This is a genomic window from Nocardioides rotundus, assembly GCF_019931675.1.
Classification (GTDB): Bacteria; Actinomycetota; Actinomycetes; order Propionibacteriales; family Nocardioidaceae; genus Nocardioides; species Nocardioides rotundus.
In genome coordinates this window covers 1,573,157-1,590,085 of record NZ_CP082922.1, presented here as the reverse complement: position 1 = coordinate 1,590,085, position 16,929 = coordinate 1,573,157, and the positions used below count along the sequence as shown (strand labels likewise).

14 protein-coding genes are annotated in these 16,929 nt (G+C 74.0%); all 14 read right to left on the bottom strand.

The window, feature by feature from the left end:
* Positions 1–261 precede the first annotated feature (261 nt).
* Entirely contained in the window at positions 262–876 is a 615-nt protein-coding gene (locus K8W59_RS07945) for a DNA-3-methyladenine glycosylase (protein ID WP_223399321.1), read from the bottom strand.
* Complete coding sequence (gene argH, locus K8W59_RS07940; RefSeq protein WP_223399320.1) at positions 860–2,281, bottom strand: argininosuccinate lyase; 1,422 nt, start codon at positions 2,279–2,281, stop codon at positions 860–862. The genes K8W59_RS07945 and argH overlap by 17 nt, the downstream gene beginning before the upstream one ends.
* Positions 2,278–2,838, bottom strand: a complete 561-nt coding sequence (locus tag K8W59_RS07935) for an arginine repressor (RefSeq protein WP_223399319.1) — start codon at positions 2,836–2,838, stop codon at positions 2,278–2,280. Before K8W59_RS07935 ends, argH begins: the two co-directional genes overlap by 4 nt.
* On the bottom strand, positions 2,835–3,770 hold the full coding sequence (gene argF / locus K8W59_RS07930) for an ornithine carbamoyltransferase (RefSeq protein WP_223399318.1): 936 nt from the start codon (positions 3,768–3,770) through the stop codon (positions 2,835–2,837). Before argF ends, K8W59_RS07935 begins: the two co-directional genes overlap by 4 nt.
* Positions 3,767–4,999, bottom strand: a complete 1,233-nt coding sequence (locus K8W59_RS07925; RefSeq protein ID WP_223399317.1) for an acetylornithine transaminase — start codon at positions 4,997–4,999, stop codon at positions 3,767–3,769. Before K8W59_RS07925 ends, argF begins: the two co-directional genes overlap by 4 nt.
* Positions 4,992–5,933, bottom strand: a complete 942-nt coding sequence (gene argB / locus K8W59_RS07920) for an acetylglutamate kinase (protein ID WP_223399316.1) — start codon at positions 5,931–5,933, stop codon at positions 4,992–4,994. Before argB ends, K8W59_RS07925 begins: the two co-directional genes overlap by 8 nt.
* On the bottom strand, positions 5,930–7,081 hold the full coding sequence (gene argJ, locus K8W59_RS07915) for a bifunctional glutamate N-acetyltransferase/amino-acid acetyltransferase ArgJ (protein WP_223399315.1): 1,152 nt from the start codon (positions 7,079–7,081) through the stop codon (positions 5,930–5,932). The genes argB and argJ overlap by 4 nt, the downstream gene beginning before the upstream one ends.
* Positions 7,078–7,524 (bottom strand): ACT domain-containing protein, encoded by a 447-nt coding sequence (locus K8W59_RS07910; RefSeq protein ID WP_223399314.1) that lies wholly within the window; start codon positions 7,522–7,524, stop codon positions 7,078–7,080. Before K8W59_RS07910 ends, argJ begins: the two co-directional genes overlap by 4 nt.
* Entirely contained in the window at positions 7,521–8,558 is a 1,038-nt protein-coding gene (argC, locus tag K8W59_RS07905) for an N-acetyl-gamma-glutamyl-phosphate reductase (RefSeq protein ID WP_223399313.1), read from the bottom strand. The genes K8W59_RS07910 and argC overlap by 4 nt, the downstream gene beginning before the upstream one ends.
* A 70-nt stretch (positions 8,559–8,628) precedes the next feature.
* Positions 8,629–11,148 carry a phenylalanine--tRNA ligase subunit beta gene (gene pheT, locus K8W59_RS07900; RefSeq protein WP_223399312.1) on the bottom strand — a complete coding sequence of 840 codons (2,520 nt, stop codon included), beginning with the start codon at positions 11,146–11,148 and terminating at the stop codon, positions 8,629–8,631.
* A 3-nt stretch (positions 11,149–11,151) separates the two neighbouring features.
* On the bottom strand, positions 11,152–12,255 hold the full coding sequence (gene pheS / locus K8W59_RS07895) for a phenylalanine--tRNA ligase subunit alpha (protein WP_223399311.1): 1,104 nt from the start codon (positions 12,253–12,255) through the stop codon (positions 11,152–11,154).
* A gap of 162 nt (positions 12,256–12,417) precedes the next feature.
* Positions 12,418–15,021, bottom strand: coding sequence for a DUF4153 domain-containing protein (locus K8W59_RS07890; RefSeq protein WP_223399310.1), 2,604 nt, complete (start codon positions 15,019–15,021; stop codon positions 12,418–12,420).
* Positions 15,014–15,715, bottom strand: coding sequence for a response regulator transcription factor (locus tag K8W59_RS07885; protein WP_223399309.1), 702 nt, complete (start codon positions 15,713–15,715; stop codon positions 15,014–15,016). Before K8W59_RS07885 ends, K8W59_RS07890 begins: the two co-directional genes overlap by 8 nt.
* Positions 15,716–15,782: 67 nt before the next feature.
* Entirely contained in the window at positions 15,783–16,841 is a 1,059-nt protein-coding gene (locus K8W59_RS07880) for a sensor histidine kinase (RefSeq protein WP_223399308.1), read from the bottom strand.
* Positions 16,842–16,929: the final 88 nt, after the last annotated feature.

Sequence of the window (16,929 nt, the reverse complement as noted above, 5' to 3'; positions counted from 1 at the left end):
TGTTGAGTTCTCAAACATCAGACGCACACCGATGCAGACCCGGATCGGGCCGGCTCGTCGGGGGCAACCTCAGAAACGCTACCGAAGCCGTGGCAGTCCAGTCAACTCGGGAGTGAGTCCCGGTCGAGGGGCTGTCCGCCGACTGGCGGTCGCGGCTGCTACGTTACCCGATCCCGAGTGACTCGGGCAGGCTGCGTCAGCAACAAGTAGTACTTTACACGGGTGCACCCAGGACGGCAACTCGGGTGGGGGTGTGCTGCGTCACGTCCGCTCACGCCGTCTGCGCGGCGCTGCAGGGCGGTACGGCGACACCGTTCGATCCCCCGCGACCCAGAAGCGCCACGGCCGGTCCCCGGCCTCCCGCAGCCCCACCCGGGGGCCCCGAGCGACCTGCTCGGCCGGCACCGGCTCCGGCGCCACGGTGAGCTGCTGCTCGGGCCCGGAGAGGTCGGCCCCGTCCATGCTCCGGTCGACTCCCAGAGCGCTGCAGAGGCGGGCCGGTCCGCGCGCCAGGTCCCGGTGAGGCGCGGTCGCGCTGCGGCGTCGCCGTACCTGCTCCTCCCCTGCCACGACCTCGCCGGCCCGCAGCAGCACCGCGGACGCGCTGCCGGCGGGGCCGCAGACGACGTTGCAGCAGTGGTGCATGCCGTAGATGAAGTAGACGTACAGGTGGCCGGGCGGGCCGAACATGGTGGCGTTGCGCGGCGTCTGCCCGCGGTAGGCGTGCGACCCCGGGTCCTCGGCGCCGTCGTAGGCCTCCACCTCGGTCAGGCGCACGCGCACGTCGCCGTGGCGCAGCTCGGCGCCGAGCAGCCGGGGCGCCACCTCCAGGACCGGTCCGGACAACAGCGCCGCGAGGTCAGCCGAGCCGGGCACGCTGTCGCTCGACCGCGGCGGCCAGCTCGTCCAGCTGCTCGCGCACCCGCTGGGGGGCGGTGCCGCCCCGGCCGTTGCGCGAGCCCACCGACCCCTCGGCGGTCAGCACCGAGCGCACGCCGGGGGTCAGGTGCGGCGAGATCGCGGCGAAGTCGTCGTCGGTGAGGTCGGCGAGCTCGATGCCCCGCTCCTCGCACCGCCGTACGCACGCCCCGGCGAGCTCGTGCGCCTCACGGAACGGCACCCCCTCGCGCACCAGCCACTCCGCGACGTCGGTGGCCAGCGAGAAGCCCTGCGGGGCCAGGTCGGCCATCCGGGCTCCGTCGAAGGTCAGCGTCGCGACCATCCCGGTGAACGCGGGCAGCAGCACCTCCAGGGTGTCCACGGAGTCGAAGACCGGCTCCTTGTCCTCCTGGAGGTCGCGGTTGTAGGCCAGCGGCAGCGCCTTGAGCGTGGCGAGCAGGCCGGTGAGATTCCCGATCATCCGGCCCGCCTTGCCGCGCGCGAGCTCGGGGATGTCGGGGTTCTTCTTCTGCGGCATGATGCTCGACCCGGTCGACCAGGAGTCGTGCAGGCGGGCGAACCCGAACTCCTGGGTGGTCCACACGACGACCTCCTCCGCGATCCGGCTGAGGTCGACGCCGGCCATGGCGCACACGAACGCGAACTCGGCGACGAAGTCCCGGCTGGCGGTGCCGTCGATGGAGTTGGGGCTGGAGTCGGCGAAGCCGAGCTCGTGGGCGACGGCGCGGGGGTCCAGCCCGAGGCTGGAGCCGGCCAGCGCGCCCGAGCCGTACGGCGAGTCCGCGGCGACGCGGGCATCCCAGTCCGCGAGCCGGTCCACGTCGCGCAGCAGGGCCCACGCGTGCGCCAGGAGATGGTGCGCCAGCAGCACCGGCTGAGCGTGCTGCAGATGCGTGCGTCCCGGCATGATCACGTCGAGATGGGCGCGGGCCTGGGTCGCGAGCGCCTCGACCAGGTCCAGCAGCAGGGCGCGCTCGGTGCGCCCGTGGTCGCGCAGGAACGCCTTGAACAGGGTGGCGACCTGGTCGTTGCGCGACCGGCCCGCCCGGAGGCGACCACCGACGTCGGGCCCGACCTCCTCCAGGAGCAGTCGCTCCAGGGCGCCGTGCACGTCCTCGTCGCTCGGGTCGGGTCGCAGCTCGCCGGCGGCGTACCGCTCCCCCAGCGCGTCCAGCCCGCGCAGCAGCTCGGCGTGGTCGTCGTCGGAGAGCAGGCCGGCGCGGTGCAGCGCGTTCGCGTGGGCGCGCGAGCCGGCGAGGTCGTAGGGCGTCAGCCGCCAGTCGAAGTGCGTGGACACCGAGAGCGCCTCGAGCTCGGGCGAGGGGCCTCCTGCGAACCGGCCGCCCCAGAGCTTGCCGGTGCGGGTGGTGCTCTCGCTCATGTCACATCCTTGGGGCCGGGGTCTCGTGTCGCCGGGTCCTCGTGGTCGGCGAGGGCAAGATAGCGGCGGACCAGCGCCTCACCGCCCTCGGGCTCACGGGAGATGACCACCAGGGTGTCGTCGCCGGCGATGGTGCCGAGCACGTCGGGCTGCTCGGCCTTGTCGAAGGCGGAGGCGAGGAACTGGGCGGCACCCGGAGGCGTGCGCATCACGACCAGGTTGGCGCTGGCCTCCGCCGACACCAGCAGCTCCTGGCACAGCCGGGCCAGCCGCTGCCACGAGGCGGCCGTCTCCCGGGGCGTGCTCGGCGTGCGGTCGCCGCCCTCGGCCGGGACGGCGTAGACCAGCGGGCCGGAGGCGCTGCGCACCTTGATCGCGTCCAGCTCGACCAGGTCCCGCGACAGGGTCGCCTGCGTGACATGCACGCCCTGCTCGGCGAGCAGGTCGCCCAGCTCGGTCTGGGAGCGGATCTCCCGCTGGGTGACCAGGTCGATGATCCGCTGATGCCGCGCGCTCTTGGTGTGCGGGCTCTGCGGAGCGGTCTGCGCGTCCGTCATCGCTCCTCCCCCGCCTGGGAGAGCAGCCAGCCCAGGATCGCCTTCTGCGCGTGCCGCCGGTTCTCCGCCTCGTCCCACACCACGCTCTGCGGTCCCTCGAGCACCTCGGTGGCGATCTCCTTCTCCCGGTAGGCCGGCAGGCAGTGCATGACGATCGCGTCGCCCGCGGCACCGGCGAGGAGCTCGGGCGTGACGGCGTACAGCGCCAGCACGGCCAGCCGCTCCTCCGCCTCGTCCTCCTTGCCCATCGAGACCCAGGTGTCGGTGACCACGACGTCGGCACCGGCCACGCCCGCCTGGGGGTCGGTGGTGATCGTCACCGAGCCGCCGGTGCGGGCGGCGATGTCGGTGGCGCGCTGCACCATCGCCTCGGAGGGGAGGTAGCCATCAGGACCAGCGACCCGCACGTGCATGCCCGCCGTCGCCCCGGCGAGCAGCCACGAGTTGCCCATGTTGCAGGCCGCGTCGCCGACGAAGGTCACGGTGAGGCCGGCCAGGTCCCCCTTGTGCTCACGCACGGTGAGCAGGTCGGCGAGCAGCTGGCAGGGATGGAAGTCGTCGGTCAGCGCGTTGACCACCGGCACCCCGGAGTGCTCGGCCATCTCCTCCAGGTCGCCCTGCGCGTAGGTGCGCCACACGATCATCGAGACCTGCCGGCCCAGCACCTTGGCCACGTCGTGCACCGACTCGCGCACGCCGATCTCGGCCAGGTGGCCGTCGACGTGCATCGGGTAGCCACCCAGCTCGGCGACCGCGGCGGCGAAGGAGACCTGGGTGCGCAGGGTGTGCTTGTCGTAGATGCAGGCGACCGTGCGCGGGCCCTGCAGCGGCTTGAAGTCGTACGGCGCCGCCTTGAGCTGGCCCGCCAGCGACAGGACCTCCGCCTGCTCCACGGGCGAGAGGTCGTCGTCGGCGAGGAAGTGCCGCATCACCCGGCCGCTCCGCTCTGCTGGTCCGACTGGGCGGCCGCCTGCTGCTGGGCCGCCTCCAGGATCCCCGGCCACGCGTCGGCGAAGGCGGCCACGTCGTCCTCGGTGAGCACCAGCGGCGGGACCAGCCGGATCCGGGCGCCGCCGGTGGCGTTGAGGATGAAGCCGGCCTCCTGGCCGGCCGTGACGGCCTGCGCGGCGTAGTCGCCGTCGAGCTGGATGCCCAGCATCAGCCCGGTGCCGGTCACCTCGGTGACCTGCTCGGGCGCCGCGGCGGCGGCGCGGAGCGCCTCGCCGGTCCGGCGCACGTGGTCGAGCAGTCCCTCGGCCTCGATCGTCCGCAGGACGGCCAGCGCCGCGGCGCAGGAGACGGGGTTGCCGCCGAAGGTGGTGCCGTGGTTGCCCGGGCCGAGCAGCTGCCCGGCCCGGCCGAGGCCGATGCAGGCGCCGATCGGCAGCCCGCCGCCGAGCCCCTTGGCCAGGGTGACCACGTCCGGCAGGACCGGGTCGGCCAGGTCGGGGTTCTGGTGGGCCAGCCAGGTGCCGGTGCGACCGATCCCGCTCTGCACCTCGTCCAGCCACAGCAGGGCCCCGCGCTCGTCGGCGATCCGCCGAGCGGCGGCGAGGTAGTCGCGCGGTGGGAGCACCACGCCGGCCTCGCCCTGCACGGGCTCGAGGACCACGGCCGCGGTCTGGTCGGTGACGGCGGCGGCGAGGGCCTCGGCGTCGCCGTACGGCACGAAGGTGACCTCGCCCGGGAGCGGCTCGAACGGCGTGCGGTAGGCCTCCTTGCTGGTGAGCGCCAGGGCACCCATGGTCCGGCCGTGGAAGGCACCCTCGGTCGCAACCAGGTGGGTGCGGGCGGTGCGCCGGGTCAGCTTGAGCGCGGCCTCGTTGGCCTCGGTTCCGGAGTTGGCGAAGAAGACCCGGCTGCCCTCGGGAGCGCCGTCGGGCGCGACCAGGCCGAGCAGCCGCTCGGCCAGCTCCACCTGCGGCTCGCTGGTGAAGAAGTTCGAGATGTGGCCCAGGGTGCCCAGCTGGGCGCCGACCGCGTCCACCACCGCGGGGTGGGCGTGCCCGAGCGCGTTGACGGCGATCCCGCCGAGCAGGTCGACGTACTCCTTGCCGTCCACGTCCCACACGTGCGCGCCCTCGCCGCGCGCGAGCACCAGCTTCGGCGGGCCGAAGGTGTTCATCAGGGCCGCGGCGTACCGCTGCTGCAGGTCACTCACCGGTCGCTCCCTTCGCCTTGCGGATCCTGGTCTCCACGCCGGGCAGCACCTGGGTCCCGACGCCCTCGTCGGTGAAGATCTCCAGGAGGACGGCGTGCGGCTCACGGCCGTCGACCACGGTGGCCCGCGAGACCCCGCCGTCGAGAGCGTCCAGGCACGCCTGCATCTTCGGCACCATCCCGCTGGCCAGCGTCGGCATCAGCTCGCGCAGCGCGTCGGGGCTGATCTCGCCGATCACGTCGTCGCTGTCGGGCCAGTCGCGGTAGAGGCCCTCCACATCGGTGAGCACCATCAGCTTCTCCGCGCCCAGCGCGGCGGCCAGCGCGCCGGCGGCGGTGTCGGCGTTGACGTTGTGCACCCGGCCGTGCTCGTCCGGTGCGACGCTGGAGATGACCGGGATCCGGCCGGCCTCGACCAGGTCGAGCACCGCCTCGGGCCGGACGTGCGCGACCTCCCCGACCAGCCCGAGGTCGACCTCCTCGCCGTCGATCACGGTGTTGGTCGGCTTGGCGGTGAAGAGGCCGGCGTCCTCCCCCGACAGGCCCACGGCGAGCGGGCCGTGCTGGTTGAGCAGCCCGACGAGCTCGCGCTGCACCTGGCCGACGAGCACCATCCGGACGACGTTCATCGCCTCGGGGGTGGTCACCCGAAGGCCGCCGCGGAACTCCGACTCGATGCCGAGCTTGTCGAGCATCCGGGAGATCTGCGGGCCACCGCCGTGCACCACGACCGGCTTGAAGCCGGCCAGCCGGAGGAACGCGATGTCCTCGGCGAAGGCGGACTTGAGGTGGTCGTCGGTCATGGCGTTGCCGCCGTACTTGATGACCAGGGTCTTGCCGTTGTACTCCTTCAGCCACGGCAGTGCCGCGGCCAGGGTGGCGGCCTTGCGGGTGTCGACCCGGTCCTTGGTGGTCTGCTGCGGGTTCTCGGTCATGAGCTGTAGGCGCTGTTCTCGTGGACGTAGGCGTGGGTCAGGTCGTTGGTCCAGATGGTGGCCCGCTCCGGGCCGGACTTGAGGTCGACGGTCACCGAGACCTCCCGGCCGGACAGGTCGACGCCGGCGGGGTCCTCGGCAGGGGTGGACTCCCGGCACACCCACACGCCGTTCATCGCGACGTCGAGGTCGGCCGGGTCGAAGGCCGCGGAGGTGGTGCCGACGCTGGCCAGCACGCGGCCCCAGTTGGGGTCCTGGCCGAAGATCGCGGCCTTGAACAGGTTGCTCCGCGCGATGCTGCGGCCCACCTCGAGCGCGTCCGCCTCCGAGGCGGCGCCCAGCACGGTGATCGCGATCTCGTGGTCGGCGCCCTCGGCGTCCTTCAGCAGCTGCATCGTCAGGTCGGTGCAGGCCTGGGTCAGCGCCTCGGTGAAGTCCTCCGGAGTGGGCGTGATGCCGCTCGCGCCGCTGGCCATCAGGCTGACGGTGTCGTTGGTGGACATGCAGCCGTCGGAGTCGAGCCGGTCGAAGCTGACCCGGGTGGCGGCCCGCAGGGCCCGGTCCAGGTCGGCCGCGTCGACCACCGCGTCGGTGGTCAGCACGACCAGCATGGTCGCCAGCTGCGGCGCGAGCATGCCCGCGCCCTTGGCCATCCCGCCGATCGACCAGCCGGCGCCCTCGACGACGACCTCCTTGCTCACCGAGTCGGTGGTCATGATCGCCTCGGCCGCCGCGGTGCCGCCGTCGGCGGCGAGTCCGGCATACGCCTCATCCACGCCCGCGAGCACCTTCTCCCGGGGGTTCGCGAGCCCGATCAGCCCGGTGGAGCACACGACGACGTCGACCGCGCCGATCCCGGCGTGCTCGGCGACGCGCTCGGCGACCGCGTGGGTGGTCTGGAAGCCGTCGGGGCCGGTGTAGCAGTTGGCGCCGCCGGAGTTGAGCACGACCGCCCGGACGGTCCCGTCCTTGGCAGCCTGCTCGCTCCACAGCACCGGGTTGGCCTTGCAGCGGTTGGCAGTGAACACGGTGGCGGCGTCGAAGCGCGGGCCGTGGTTGACGACCAGGGCGACGTCCTTGGCGCCGGTGGACTTCAGCCCGGCGGGGACGCCGGAGGCGGTGAAGCCGGCGGGGTGGGTGACACTCATCTCTTCTTCTTCCTGGGGCGGTCCGGAGCGGGCTCCGGGGCGGCGACGGGGGCGGCGGGCTCGATCGTGTGCCCTCGTCGTCGCCAGGCCTCGGCCGCGTCGTCGGCGCGGTCGGTGGGCACCAGCACCCAGTCGGTGTCGAAGGTGGACAGCGTCATCACCGGCACCTCGGCCTCGGCCAGCGGGCCGAGCAGCGCGTGCAGCACCCCCACCTCGGAGGGGTCGAGGGTGCCCTGCACGACGAACGCGGTGTACGGCGCGGCCTTGCGGGCCTTGCCCGGCACGTCCCGGGCGGCGCAGACCACCGAGGTCTCGGTCGCGGTGGCGGTCACCGAGAACACCGAGGACGACTCGGCCCAGGCGGGCACCTCCGAGCCGGGCCCGAGGCGCACCACGGCCAGCCGCTCGGGGTAGTGCAGCAAGGTGCGAGGAGTGTCCGTCATGGCGCCAGCCCCACCGAGGTCAGGCCCAGCCCCTCGTCGAGGCCGAGCGCCAGGTTGAGGCACTGCACCGCGGCGCCGCCGGTGCCCTTGGCCAGGTTGTCGACGACTCCGACCGCGACGAGCCGGCCGGCGGCCTCGTCCACGGTCACCTGCACGTGCACGGCGTTGGAGCCGATCGTGGACTTCGTCTGCGGCCACTGCCCCGGCGGGAGGACGTGCACGAACTGCTCGTCGGCGTAGGCGGCGGCGTACGCGTCGTACGCCTGCTCGGCAGTGACACCGGCGGCCACCGGTGCCGAGCAGCTGGCCAGGATGCCGCGCGGCATCGGGACCAGGAGCGGGGTGAAGCTGACCCGCACGTCGCCGTCGGTGAGCGCCGAGAGGTTCTGGGTGATCTCCGGCGTGTGCCGGTGCACGCCGCCCACGCCGTAGGCCGACGCGTTGCCCATCACCTCCGAGCCGAGCAGGTGCGGCTTGGCGGCCTTGCCGGCGCCGGAGGTGCCGCTGGCGGCGGTGACGACGACGTCCGGCTCCACCAGGCCCGCGGCCACGGCCGGGGCGATGGTGAGGGTGGAGACGGTCGGATAGCAGCCGGGTACGGCGATCCTGGTGGCTCCGCGGAGCCGGTCTCGCTGCCCGGGCAGCTCGGGCAGGCCGTAGGGCCAGCTGCCGGCGTGCTCACCGCCGTAGAACCGCTCCCACGTCGCGGCGTCGCGCAGCCGGAAGTCGGCACCGCAGTCGATGACCACCGTGCCCTCGCCGAGCGCGGCGGCCAGCGGGCCGGACTGGCCGTGCGGGAGTCCGAGCACCACCACGTCGTGGCCGGCGAGGGTCTCGGGGGTGGTCTCCTCCAGGGTCCGGTCGGCCAGCGGCACCAGGTGGGGCTGCAGCGTCCCGAGCCGCTCGCCGGCGTTGGAGCCGCCGGTCAGCGCGCCGATCCGGACGCCGGGGTGGCCGAGCAGCAGCCGGAGCACCTCGCCGCCGGCGTACCCGCTCGCGCCGGCGACGGCCACGGAGATCTGGTCGTCAGGCATGCGCATGACTATACAGGGTCATGAATGCCGATGCAGCCCCGGTCTCGCAACGTGGGGCGGGGTGCCGGGGTCAGGCGCGCTGGACGGCTCCGCACCGCTCGGCGGCGCTCGCCACGGCGGCGTCCCGGGCCGCGCCGGACTCGCCCTCCTTCAGCGTGCGGTCCGGCGCGCGGAAGCGCAAGGCGAAGGCCAGCGACTTCCTCCCCTCGCCCACCTGCGCCCCGGTGTAGACGTCGAAGAGCCGCAGGGACTCCAGCAACTCGCCGGCGCCCTCGCGCAGCGCGTCCGCCACGTCGGCCACCGCCACGCCGGCGTCCACCACGAGGGCGACGTCCTCCTTGGCCACGGGATAGTCGGAGTACGACGGCGCCCGCACCTCGGTTGGGGCAGCCGCGAAGAGCGCGTCCAGGTCCGCCTCGGCCGCGACCGTCCGCTCCGGCACGCCCACCGCCCGGCAGACCCGGGGGTGCAGCTCGCCGGCGTACCCGACCACGACCTCCTCGCCGGTGGCCGGGTCGGTGGCGACCAGCTCGGCACAGCGGCCCGGATGCCAGGGCGCGCGCTCGACAGCGCGCCGGGCGAGCGGCACGCCGAGCGCCTCGGCGACCTCCTCCACGCCCTGGACGGCGTCGTACCACTCCACCGGGCGGCCCTCGCCCCACCAGCCGGCGGGCGCCCACTCCCCCGCGGCCACCAGGCCGAGGTGCAGCGGCTGGGCCGGCACGGCGCCGAAGAGCGCGGCCAGCTCGTCGTCGGTGGGCCGGCGGTCCACGCCGAGGATCGGCGCGGCCGGCGCCTCGGGGTCGGGCAGGGTCACCGTCCCGGTCTCGAACAGCGCGACGTCGCCCTGCCCCAGCCCGGCGTTGCGGGCCAGCGACCGGAGCAGGCCGGGCAGCAGGGTGCTGGTCATGAACGGCTGCTCGGCCGAGAGCGGGTTCGCCAGGCGCAGCAGAGTACGGCGCTCGTCCTCGGCCGGGATGCCGAGCGCGTCCAGCTCCGGCATGCCGACGAACGGGAAGCTCACCACCTCCACCCAGCCGGCGCCGGCGAGCGCGCGCCCGACACGGCGGCGCAGCCGCTGAGCGCGGGTCAGCCCGCGGCCCGCGGGCGCCGTGGGCAACACCGAGGGGACGTTGTCGTAGCCGACGATCCGGGCGACCTCCTCGACCAGGTCGTAGGGGTCGGTGAGGTCGGGTCGCCACGGCGGCACCGTGGCCGTCAGGGTGTCGCCCTCGACCGCCACGTCACACCCCACGGCGGTCAGGTCGGCCACCACGGTCTCCGCATCGATCTCCATGCCGGTGACCCGAGCGGGCAGCCCGGTGTCGGTGGTGATCGTCGTCGGAGCCGGCGCCTCACCCACCTTGGTGACACCCGGCTCGACGGTCCCGCCGCCATAGCGGGCGAGCAGCTCGGCGACCCGGTCGGCGGCCGCCTCGGGCAGCGTCGGGTCGACCCCCCGCTCGAACCGCTTGGACGCCTCGCTGGGCAGCTTGTGCCGCCGCTGGGTGCGGAAGATCGAGACCGGGTCGAAGTGCGCGGCCTCGATCACCACGCGACTGGTCGTCTCCGAGAGCTCGGTGGTCTCCCCGCCCATCACGCCGGCCAGGCCGATCGGGCCCGAGTCGTCGGTGATGAGCAGGTCCTCGGTCGACAGCTCGCGGGTGACGTCGTCCAGCGTCGTCAGCCTCTCGCCCTCGGCGGCCCGCCGGACCCGGATCGGGCCCGCCAGCCGGTCGCCGTCGTAGCCGTGGATCGGGTTGCCGAGCTCGAGCATGACGTAGTTGGTGACGTCGACGGCCAGGCTGATCGGCCGCATGCCGGCCAGCTGGACCCGGCGGGCGAGCCACGCCGGGGTGGGAGCGGACGGGTCGAAGCCGGTGACGACGCGGGTCACGAAGACCGGGCAGCCCTGCGGGTCCTCGACCTCGACGGGGTAGGCGCTCCCGTCGACCGGCGGGGTCTCGCGCAGCGCGGGGTCGCGGAACTCGACCGGGTCCTCGTGGACGGCGTACTCCAGCGCGGCCTCGCGGGCGACGCCGCGGATGGACAGCGCGTAGGCACGGTCGGGGTTGATCTCGAACTCGATGACCTCGTCGCGCAGCGGCAGGATCCCGAAGATGTCGTCGCCGGGCTCGCCGGCGTCGGCGGGCAGCACGATGATGCCGTCGTGGTCCTCGCCCAGGCCGAGCTCGCGGGCCGAGCAGATCATCCCCGCGGAGACGTGGCCGTAGGTCTTGCGCGCGGAGATCTCGAAGCCGCCGGGCAGCTCGCCGCCGGGCAGGATCACCACGACCAGGTCGCCGGGGGCGAAGTTGTGCGCGCCGCAGACGATCCCCTGCGGCTCCCCGGTGCCGTTGGCGTCGCCGACGTCGACGGTGCACCAGTTGACCGTCTTGCCGTTGGAGTGGGTCTCGGGCTCCATGGTGAGCACCCGGCCGACCACCAGCGGACCGCGGATGTCGTGTCCGGGGCGCTCGATCGCCTCGAGCTTGAGCCCGAGCGCGGTCAGCCGCGCGGCCAGGTCCTCGACCGTGAGGTCGGCGGGCAGGTCGACGTACTCCCGGATCCAGGAGACAGGGGCCTTCATCGCTCAGATCTCCGTTCCGAAGGAGGACGAGAAGCGCACATCGCCCTCGAAGAAGTCGCGCAGGTCGGAGGCGCCGGTGCGGAACATCAGGGTCCGGTCGATGCCCATGCCGAACGCGAAGCCGGTGTAGCGCTCGGGGTCGATGCCGGCGGCGACCAGCACCCGCGGGTTGACCACGCCGCAGCCGCCCCACTCGATCCAGCCCTCGCCCTTGCAGGTGCGGCAGACCTCGACCTTGCCGGGCACGCCCTTGCAGACGAAGCAGCGCAGGTCGACCTCCGCCGAGGGCTCGGTGAAGGGGAAGTACGACGGCCGGAAGCGCGTGTCGATCCCCTCGCCGAACATCGCGGTGGCGAAGTGGTCCAGCGTGCCCTTGAGGTGGGCCATGGTGATGCCCTCGTCGACCACGAGGCCCTCGACCTGGTGGAACATCGGGCTGTGCGTGGCGTCGTACTCGTCGGTGCGGAACACCCGGCCCGGACACACGACGTAGATCGGCGGCTCCTGGGTGAGCATCGTGCGCGCCTGCACCGGCGAGGTGTGGGTGCGCAGCACCAGGTGGTGGTCGGCCGGCTCGGTCCAGAAGGTGTCCTGCATGGTCCGCGCCGGGTGGTCGGCGCCGAGGTTGAGCGCGTCGAAGTTGAGCCACTCGGCCTCGACGACCGGCCCCTCGGCGACCTCCCAGCCCATCGCGACGAAGATGTCCGCGATCAGATCGGCCGCGGTGGTGAGCGGGTGCCGGGACCCGCGATGGGTACGCCGGGCCGGCAGCGTGACGTCGACGGTCTCGACGGCGAGCATCCGCTCCTCGTGCTCGGCCTCGAGCACCGCCTCGCGCGCCTTGATCGCCTGGTTGACCGCGCCGCGCGCCTGGCCGACCCGCTGGCCGGCCTCCTTGCGGGCCTGCGGCGGCAGGGCGCCGATCTCCCGGTTGGCCAGGGCCAGCGGGGACCGGTCGCCGGCGTGGTCCAGGCGGGCCTGCTTGAGCTCGGCGAGGTCGGTGGCGGCCTCGACGGCGGCCAGCGCCTCCTCGCGCATCCGCTGGACCTCCTCGGCCTGCAGCGGGGTGACCTCGACCGGGTCGTAGTCGGTGTTGGGGCCGGACATGGCTCCCTCTCTTGCGCGGACGGCGGACGCGCGCATTCTAGGAGTGGCGGGGTGGGCGTGCTCCCCCGGATCCGTCGGCGAGGCGGAAGCGCTCAGGCGGCTCCCGGACCGCGCGTCGGTCCGGGGCACGGAAATCGCCGAGTGCTGCTCACGCCGTCGACTCTACCGGTCCCGGGCGTAGGACTCGACCAGGTTCCCGCAGCCCTGGCCATCGACGCGTGCCGGATCGAGCGCGTCCACGGACGCCTCCGCCCGCTGCCGGCCGAGGTTCCAGGACCAGAGGTCCTCGCGGATGGCGGCGCTGAGCTGCTCGTCCGGCAGGTCCGCCAGCACGCAGACGGCGGCCTCCTCGGGCAGCCGATCGACGATCACCGGCGCGGCGTCGGCCGACAGTGCGCCGAGATAGGTCAGGTCGAGCCGGCCGCTCGCCTCGAAGCGGTCGATGTTCTGCTCGGCCACCCAGGCGTCCGGGTTGATCGCCGCCAGCCCGAGGAGGGCGACCGCTCCTGTGACCAGGCCCAGCCGGGGGATCCAGGTGCCGCGCCCCAGCAGCCCGCACACCATCACCAGGATCACCACCACCCCGAGCCAGCCCTCGAAGACGTCGACCACGAGCCTCAGCCGGGTGAAGCCGTACGCCTCCTGGTAGACGTGCATCCGGTACAGCGCCGAGGCGACCACGACCAGGGTGAGCAGGCACAGCAGGCCCAGCGAGGCGCGCAGCCACCGGCGGTCGGCCGGCGACCGGCCGGCGTACCTCGCCGCCACCGCGACCACGACCAGGGTGAGCCCCGTGGCGACGGTGAGCTGGCCGAAGCCCTGGTGGACGTAGTCGGCGTAGGTGACGCCCGTGGTCCGCTCGAGGTAGGCGTGCCCGCCGAACGCGGCCGTCGCCTGTGCGGCGAGGAAGGCGACGAAGACGGCGTCGACCAGCAGCACCGGCGCGAGCCACTCGAAGCGGTTGCGCAGCGCCGGGGCCTCCGTCCGCTCGGTCTCGACGCGCGGCGGGTTCAGTGCGGCGTACGCCCCGGCGAGGGTCAGGCCGCCGACGCCGGCGGCGATGAAGCCGCGGAGCACCGCGCTGCCGAAGGTGAGGTCGGGCACCACGGCGTCCACCCAGCTGGCGAAGAGGGCGTCGGCGGAAGCGAAGAGCAGGCCGAACACCGCGATCCCGAGCACCGACCAGGCGATCGTGCGCACCACCGCCGGCGCGACCGAGGACGACCCGGAGATGCGCACCGACCGGCCGAGCCACGGCAGCCCCCGCAGCGCCGAGAGCGGCCAGGCCGCCCACGACAGCACGAAACCGGGAACGCTGCGTCCCCGGGCGGTCCCGACGAGGAAGACCGCGGCCGCCGCGAGCACGCACAGCCCGATCACCGGCGTCGTGTCGAGCAGCACCAGAGGAAGCACGAGCAGGGCCGCCAGCACCGAGCACAGCAGCGTGAACGGGTCGCGGCGGTGCCGGGCGGTGACGAGGGCGGCGGCGCCGGCGGCCCAGAGCACCAGCGCCCAGGCGAGTCCCGGCCAGGTGTCGAGGAGGGTCGCCCCGGCGAGCAGGCCGACCAGGGCGGCGCCCAGCACGACCCGCGGCCCGGGGAGTCCGGGGCGCTCGGGCCAGCGCCGGCGCACCAGGTCGGTCGGCCCGCCCGAGACCCCGCCCGTCGGCGCGGACGGCGGGGGCGGCGAGGGCGGCGGGGGCGTCTGGGTCATCGCCACGGGCTTCTCCTGTCGTCGCTGTTCGTCTCCTCGCTTCTCGCCGCGGGGGCTCGGGGGGATCGCCGGGAGCGCGAGCCGCAGCCGCGCCCCCGGCTCCCCCGGCACCGGGTCGAGGAAGCGCAGCGTCCCCCCATGCAGCTGCGCCGCCCACCGGGCGATCGCCAGGCCCACGCCGGTGCCGCCACCGGCGGCGTCGGTGCCGAACCGCTCGAAGACCCGCTCCCGCTGCTCCGGCGCGACACCGGGCCCGGCGTCGGCGACCTCCAGCCACCAGCCGCGGTCGTCCTCCCCTGCGTCGATGCGTACGGCGGTCCTGGCCGGTGCGTGCCGGCCGGCGTTGTCCAAGACGTTCACCAGGACCTGCCGCAGCCGGGCGGGGTCGGCCCGGACGTCGAGCGCGGCGGGGACGCGGGCGTCGTACTCCACCGTGCGTCCGGCGGCCCGCACCTCCTCGGTCGCCGCGGCAACCAGCGCCGCCAGCTCGACGTCCCGGACGTCGAGCGCGGCGACGCCCGCCTCCAGCCGGGAGAGCTCGAGCAGGTCGGCCACCAGGTCGCGCAGCCGCTCGGCCTGCGCCAGCGCCCGGCCCAGCTGCTCGGCGTCGGCCGGGACGACCCCGTCGGCGAGGTTCTCCAGCAGTGCCGTCATCGCGGTCAGCGGCGTGCGCAGCTCGTGGGAGACGGTGGCGACCAGGTCGCGCCGCTCCCGGTCCAGGTCGGACAGGTCGGCAGCCATCGCGTTGAACGCGGCGGCGAGCCGACCGACCTCGTCGGTGGCGAGCGTGTGGACGCGCACCGAGTAGTCGCCCCGGGACATCGCCCCCGCGGCGTCGGTCATCTGGCGCAGCGGCGCGGTCATGCCGGCCGCAAGCAGCTGGGTCAAGCCCAGGGCGAGCGCCACGGAGACCGGCAGGGTCAGCCACCACGGGACTCCCGAGGCGCTGCCCAGCGCGACCAGCAGCCCGGCCGCGACGACGGAGACCGCGACGAGGAGGCCGAGCTTGGTCTTGATGGAGCGGACCGGGTCGAGCGGCCGCGGGTCAGCCATCGACGGGCTCCAGCGCATAGCCGACGCCGTGCACGGTGCGGACGCGAGCCGCACCCACCTTGGCGCGCAGCGCCTTCACGTGGCTGTCGACGGTGCGCGTGCCGCCCCGGGCGAGGGCGGCGTCGGGCCAGTCCCAGACCTCGGCGAGCAGCCGCTCGCGAGCAAGCACCCGGCCGGGCTCGCGGGCCAGGCAGGCGAGCAGGTCGAACTCGGTGGGCGTCAGGTGCACCTCCTCCCCCGCGACGGTGACCCGGCGGGTCCGGCCGTCGATGGTGAGGTCGCCGACCCGGCGCTGGTCGTCGGGGTCCGCGGCCAGCTCCGCGGCCCGGTCCACGCGCCGCAGCAGCGCCGCGACCCGGGCCACCACCTCGCGCATCCGGAAGGGCTTGGTGAGGTAGTCGTCGGCGCCGACCGCGAGTCCGACCAGGATGTCGGCCTCCTCATCGCGCGCGGTGAGCATGAGCACCGGTACGGGCCGCTCGGCCTGGATCCGGCGGCAGACCTCCAGGCCGTCGAGGCCGGGGAGCATCAGGTCGAGCAGGACGACGTCCGGCGCGCCCTCGGCGTGCAGGTCGACCGCGGTCGGGCCGTCGAAGGCCTGCTGGACGTCGTACCCCTCGGCGCGGAGCCGGTCGGCGAGGGAGTCGTTGATCACCCGGTCGTCCTCGACCAGAAGCACCCGTCGCTGCCGCATGCCTCGACCCTAGGGCCGCGCCTGCGGGGATCCCGGGCACCACGTGTGAAGGTTGTGTGGAGGTCGCTCAGGCGGGCGGACGGGTGGGCCACCGCACGCAGACGCGGGCCCCGCCGTCGCCGGTCTCGCCGATCTCGATCGCGCCGCCGTGGGCGGTCACCAGGCCGTGGGCGAGGTAGAGGCCCAGCCCGGACCCGCCGACGCCGGTGGTCCAGAACTTGGTGAACACCCGGCGCCGCATCTCCTCGGGGATGCCGTCGCCCTCGTCCTCGACCAGGATGCGTACGTCGTCCCCGCCGGGCTCCAGGCGCACGCGCACCGTGCCCTCGCCGTGGCGTACGGCGTTCTCGACCAGGTTGGTGACCACCTGGGTCAGCTTGTCCGGGTCGGCCCACACCTGCGGCAGCCCCTCGGGCGTGTCGGCCTCGATCGGCCGGGCGGTGCCGGCCTGGACGGACTCGACGACCCGCCCGACCAGGGTCGCGGCGTCGCTGGGGCGGGGCGCCAGGCTCAGGCGGCCGGTGTCGAGGCGGGCGATGTCGAGCAGCTCGGCGATCAGCCGGGAGAGCCGGTCGGCGTCGCTGTGCACCGTGCGCAGCATCATCTTCTTCTGCTCGTCCTGCAGCTGCTCCCAGCGGTTGAGCATGACCTGGACGAATCCCTTCACGCCGCTCAGCGGCGACCGGAGCTCGTGGGAGACGGTGGCCAGCAGGTCGCTGCGCTCGCGGTCCAGCCGGGCCCGCCCCCGGCCGGTCCGGAGGCTGACGGCGACCCCGACCACGGGACCGAGGTGCTCCTGGCGGATCAGCCGCGCGGTGGTGAGGACCTCCTCGCCGGCCTGGTTGAGCCAGGACTGCTCGGGGATCCCCTGGCGGATCCCGAGGCTCTCGAAGGGCCGGTTGCGCTGCAGCCAGCTCGCTCCCTCGAGGTCGTAGAGGCGCAGGACCTCGGCGATCGGGCGCCCCAGTGCCGCCTCGGTGTCGGTGCCGAGCAGTCGCGCCGCCTGCCGGTTCAGCAGGGTCACCGGCCCGTGGGCCTGCGCACCGAGGATGCCGTCGGGGTAGAGGTCGGTGAGCGACCGCAGCCGCGACGGCTCCGGCTCGATCAGGGACTCGTCCTCGCTCACGGCCCCGAGCCTAGTGGTGACCGGTCGTTTCCCCGGTTCACCGGCAAAACGGTCGCTTCCCAGCCGAAATTTCGGCTGGGAAGTGCAG